The organism is uncultured Nostoc sp. (assembly GCF_964245575.1).
Lineage (GTDB): Bacteria > Cyanobacteriota > Cyanobacteriia > Cyanobacteriales > Nostocaceae > Nostoc.
Genome location: NZ_CAXTNP010000054.1, coordinates 1 through 5,345 on the forward strand (window position 1 = coordinate 1; position 5,345 = coordinate 5,345).

Annotated in this window: 5 protein-coding genes; 4 read left to right on the forward strand and 1 reads right to left on the reverse strand. The window is 41.6% G+C overall.

Features of this window, described 5'->3' with window-relative positions:
• Window positions 1-423 precede the first annotated feature (423 nt).
• Window positions 424-831 carry a hypothetical protein gene (locus ACFFAP_RS11140; protein WP_375511275.1) on the reverse strand — a complete coding sequence of 136 codons (408 nt, stop codon included), beginning with the start codon at window positions 829-831 and terminating at the stop codon, window positions 424-426.
• A gap of 286 nt (window positions 832-1,117) precedes the next feature.
• Here ACFFAP_RS11140 and ppsA point away from each other — a divergent pair, with 286 nt between their 5' ends.
• The 4 genes from ppsA (at window position 1,118) to ACFFAP_RS11160 (ending at window position 5,162) form a co-directional block, all read left to right on the forward strand.
• Window positions 1,118-3,622: a phosphoenolpyruvate synthase gene (gene ppsA / locus ACFFAP_RS11145; protein ID WP_375511276.1), complete on the forward strand. Its 2,505-nt coding sequence runs from the start codon at window positions 1,118-1,120 to the stop codon at window positions 3,620-3,622.
• A gap of 65 nt (window positions 3,623-3,687) precedes the next feature.
• Window positions 3,688-4,125: an element excision factor XisH family protein gene (locus ACFFAP_RS11150; RefSeq protein WP_375511277.1), complete on the forward strand. Its 438-nt coding sequence runs from the start codon at window positions 3,688-3,690 to the stop codon at window positions 4,123-4,125.
• Window positions 4,095-4,448, forward strand: a complete 354-nt coding sequence (locus ACFFAP_RS11155) for a XisI protein (RefSeq protein ID WP_375511278.1) — start codon at window positions 4,095-4,097, stop codon at window positions 4,446-4,448. Before ACFFAP_RS11150 ends, ACFFAP_RS11155 begins: the two co-directional genes overlap by 31 nt.
• A 171-nt stretch (window positions 4,449-4,619) precedes the next feature.
• On the forward strand, window positions 4,620-5,162 hold the full coding sequence (locus ACFFAP_RS11160; RefSeq protein ID WP_375511279.1) for a GNAT family N-acetyltransferase: 543 nt from the start codon (window positions 4,620-4,622) through the stop codon (window positions 5,160-5,162).
• Window positions 5,163-5,345: the final 183 nt, after the last annotated feature.

The window sequence follows — 5,345 nt, forward strand, 5'->3', positions numbered from 1 at the left end:
CAATACTGAGCGGTGATTTAGGCAGTATTATTGCTTAGAGAAGTTTTTTTATAGTCTCAAAAGGGACAAATTACCAGCTTCCGCAAGGTAGGGGAACACTATAGACGGGCTGACGAAGTATACTGTCTACGGTTATAGAAAGCGACAACTGTTGAAAGTGAACTCCAGCGCCTGGGCTTTAGAGTTGAAACAATGCGTAGTTATGGCCAATACCTTCTGTCAAAAGGTCATGTAGCATTCATTGCACGCAAACCATCTGAATAAATACCTGAATAAAATCCAATATCTAATTTTTTTTGCTATGGTGATTCCAAAGGAATTATTAAGTACTTACGAGGTATTAATTAAGTGACTAGTCGATAATTTTGTATATTAAAATATAAATCAATAGAGATATTTTCTCTATAAAGTGGATCTGTTTTGTTACTTATTCGGTTGGGCAATACGCGCTTCAATATCTTCCAATGTTTGTAACAATAGACGACTTGCCTGCAATTGCCAACCCCATTTCTGAATTCTAAAAGCTAATACAGTTCCAACTATAGCTGCTAACAAACCTATGGGTTGATTTAAAGAAATTCCGAATAATAAACCCAATCCAGCAATTCCCCAAAATGGTAAGGCTGCTGCTTGTCTTTGTTCTTCCACAATTTGAGTAATCATATTAGAAGATTGCTTAGTAGCGAGTAATGCCTCTTTGACTTGTCTCTGTTCGGCTGCGGATACTGACAAACCTATTTTGCGCCGTAGTTTTTCCATTTTGCGGGCATCAGTGCTGTACTCAGTTAACTCATCTTCTGCCATTTTTAGAAGTCGTTCTAGTTGTGCCATTATATATTGCATCCAATATTACAATACAGCCATTATCCCGAATAATTGTTATTTATGGAATATAGCTTGGCATTCAATTGCACAATCCAAAATCACGCCATTGGCTGCAATATCTAAAATTGAATATGGGAAAAATATACTAGTACAGAACAAAGTAAATAGAGCAACCATTAAAAATCCCTGCATAGCTTATTCCATAATACTTTTGACCTTTAACTTCTGACTTCCACCTTGCGGTACTAGCGGTTACGCACTTACAAATTGAGTATAAACTTAAAAGGTAATTATGACTACAGTATCTAAAAGCACATTATCTCAATCTTCCCAAGAGCGATCGCTCATTTTGTGGTTTGATGAAGTTGGTATTGCTGATATTCCCGTAGTTGGTGGTAAAAATGCCTCACTGGGCGAAATGATTCAACAGCTAACGCCCAAAGGTATTAACGTTCCCACAGGATTCGCCACCACTGCTTACGCTTATCGTTATTTTATTGAATCGGCGGGATTAGAAGCAAAGCTACGCCAACTCTTTGCTGACTTGGATGTTGAGGATGTCAAAAATTTACGAGAACGGGGGAAAAAAGCGCGATCGCTATTAATCCACACCCCATTTCCTGTAGAATTGCGAGAGGCGATCGCTACAGCATACCAGAGTCTTTGTGAACGATACAACGCAGAAACAGATGTTGCAGTCCGTTCCAGCGCCACCGCCGAAGACTTACCCGATGCTAGTTTTGCTGGACAGCAGGAAACTTACCTCAACGTCGTCGGTGCGGAAGGAGTTTTAGCAGCTTGTCACAAGTGCTTTGCTTCCATATTTACTGATCGCGCTATTTCATATCGCCACACCAAAGGATTTGATCACTTTAGCATTGCTCTGGCTGTGGGTGTGCAAAAAATGGTGCGCTCTGACTTAGCAACCTCTGGGGTGATGTTCTCCATTGATACAGAAACCGGATTTAAGGATGCTGCACTGATTACAGCCGCCTATGGTTTAGGCGAAAATGTTGTCCAGGGGTCTGTAAATCCCGATGAATATTATGTTTTTAAACCAACTTTAAAAGCTGGCTTCCGCCCAATTATCGATAAAAAATTGGGCAGTAAAGAACTGAAAATGATTTATGATGACGGCTCCAAATTTACGAAAAATGTGTCTGTTTCGCCCAGCGAAAGAAGTAAATTTGCCCTGAGTGATGAAGAGATTTTACAACTAGGATCTTGGGCGTGTTTAATTGAAGACCATTATTCTCAAGTCCACGGTATTTCCACTCCAATGGATATCGAGTGGGCAAAAGATGGAATTACTAATCAAATTTTTATTGTGCAAGCACGTCCCGAAACCGTGCAGTCGCAGAAGACGGGAAATGTCTTGCGGAGTTATCGGTTGGTATTGGGGACTGGGGAAAAATCTTCCCAATCCCCAATTCCCAGTACAGACGCGATTAATCGCGTCTCTCCCCAATCCCCAATCCCTCTTGTTACGGGATGTGCGATTGGAGAAGCTATTGGTCAAGGGAAAACACGGCTAATTTTAGATGTTCAGAAACTCGACCAGTTCCAAGCCGGGGAAGTTTTGGTAACAGAGAGAACTGACCCCGATTGGGAACCAATTATGAAACGCGCTAGTGCAATTGTCACCAATTCTGGTGGTAGGACATGCCATGCAGCAATCATTGCACGAGAATTGGGTGTACCTGCGATCGTGGGATGCGGCAATGCTACAGAAATCTTAAAACCTGGTCAAGAGGTAACAATTTCTTGCGCTGAAGGAGAAGAGGGAAAAGTTTATGCAGGCTTATTACCTTTTGAAGTGGAAGAAGTTCTTTTAGAGAACTTACCCCGGACTCGCACTCAAATTTTAATGAATGTCGGTAATCCCCAAGAAGCATTGAGTTTATCAGCAATTCCTAACGATGGGGTAGGTTTAGCAAGGACAGAATTTATCATCGCTAACCAAATTCAAATTCATCCAATGGCATTGATCCACTATGATTTATTAAAAGATGAATTTGCCAAAGCTAAAATTGCTGAAATTACTGCACTTTACGACGATAAACCCCAATATTTTGTAGATAAATTAGCCCAAGGAATAGGTAGAATTGCGGCGGCATTTTATCCCAAAGCAGTGATTGTGCGAATGTCAGATTTCAAGAGCAATGAATATGCCAATTTGTTAGGTGGGCGACAGTTTGAACCCCATGAAGAAAACCCAATGCTGGGTTGGCGGGGGGCGGCGCGTTACTATGATGAAGGCTACAGAGAAGCTTTTGCCCTTGAATGTCATGCCATTAAACGGGTACGGGAAGAAATGGGTTTGACGAATGTGATTCCGATGATTCCTTTTTGTCGCACTCCTGATGAAGGGCGGTTGGTTTTAGCAGAGATGGCAAAAAATGGTTTAAAGCAAGGTGTTAACGACTTGCAGGTTTATGTGATGTGCGAGTTACCCAGTAATGTTATTCTGGCTGAGGAATTTGCTGAGGTATTTGACGGCTTCTCGATTGGTTCTAATGATTTAACTCAACTGACATTGGGGATAGATAGAGATTCAGCGTTGGTAGCGAGATTGTTTGATGAACGCAGTCTAGCTGTGAAACGAATGGTAAAAATGGCCATAGAAGCGGCGAAAAAATGCGATCGCAAAATCGGCATTTGTGGACAAGCACCCAGCGACTATCCAGAATTTGCCCAGTTTTTGGTTGAACAAGGAATTGATTCAATTAGTTTGAATCCAGATTCGGTTTTAAAGACAATGCTGGAAGTGGCAAAAGTCGAAAGTAGTAATTCGTAATTCGTAATTCTCGCCTCCGGCGAGAAGCAAGCTACGTAATTCGTAATTCGTAATTCGAGTAATTTATGCCAGCTAAAGACCGCTACCACGAGAACTTGAAGAATGCGCTGATCAAAGATGCCTGGACGATTACCGACGATCCTTTTCATCTAAAGTGGGGGAAAAAGGATCTTTACGTGGATTTGGCAGCCGAAAAGTTACTCATAGCAGAAAAAGGAACGCAGAAAATTGCTGTTGAAATCAAGACTTTCAGTGGTGAATCGGAAGTGGCAGACCTCGAACAGGCAATTGGTCAGTACTTTACTTACCTTGCTGTAATGTCTCGCAATTATCCAGATAGGGTTTTGTATATTGCTGTTCATGAGGATATTTTTACTGACATTTTTGAAGAAGAACCGCTTGGTAAACTTATATTGGAAGATTACAAAATTCCTCTCATCGTTTTCAATCCAAAGCGGGAGGTTATAGTCCGATGGATACTCTGGAAGAATACAGACAGATAATTTGCAGCATTCTTACTGAACACACAAAAATTCCTTACTCTTACGGTGATATTCAGCATGAAACTATTTTTGATAAAGAACAGGATCGATATTTGGTGATGATTCTTGGTCGAGAACCAGTGCCAGAACTCTCTCCAACTGCAACACGTCGTGTTCACGGCTGCCTGATTCACATTGATATTATTGATGGCAAAATTTGGATTCAACGTGATGGCACTGAAGAGGGGGTAGCAACAGAATTCGTAAAGGCAGGTATCACAAAGGATCAGATTGTGTTAGGGTTCCGGTCTGAAGAACTGCGGAAAGATTCAGAATTTGCGTAGTTTACCGCCGCAGGCATCGCATAACCAACAGTAGTTGAATTTATGGATAACTGCCCATAGCATAGCGATCGCCATATTTTGCTTGTGTCATTGTCTACAAAACTTTTGACTGCTCAACCATAAGTATCTTAGTATTTTGCAAAATGGCGATTTATTTTAGCCAAAAGCAAGATGACAAATCTTTTGGAAACCGAACGCTTGATCATTCGCAGTTGGATACCCGAACGCGATGCCGAACAAGCGTTTGTAATTTATAATGACCCTGAAGTTACGCACTTTCTTGGTAAAGCTTCTCTGGTCACAAGTGTTGAGTCACAGCGTCAGCGTTTGATTGACAACATCGAGCGTTCGCACCGACGCAACAATGGTACTGGATCTTGGGCAATTGTCGAAAAGGAAACTACAACAATTGTAGGAACTATCCTTCTGTTACAATTGCCCGACAACAATGGTTTACCTACTCAAGATTATGAGGTAGGCTGGCACTTGAGGCAAGCTTCTTGGCGTAAAGGGTATGCAACAGAAGCAGGACAAGTTATGCTCAACTACGGATTTAATGTTTTGAACTTGCCAGTAATTTATGCCGTAGTGAAGCCAGAAAATCATGCTTCAATCCGTGTAACGGAACGATTGGGTATGAAACCAGTGGGGCAGACAAACAAGTATTACGGTATTGAACTACTCCTGTTTCAACTAGATGCACTTGAAGAGTAGAGGGAGAACAAGGGAGCAGTTGTTGAGCAGAGAGTAGGGGGGCAAAGAAGTGGAGTTCAAAGACTCGTCGGCGAGTATCAAAGACTCATTCACGAGTATCAAAGACTCGTCGGCGAGTATCAAAGACTCATTCACGAGTATCAAAGACTCGTCGGCGAGTATCAAAGACTCATTCACGAGTAT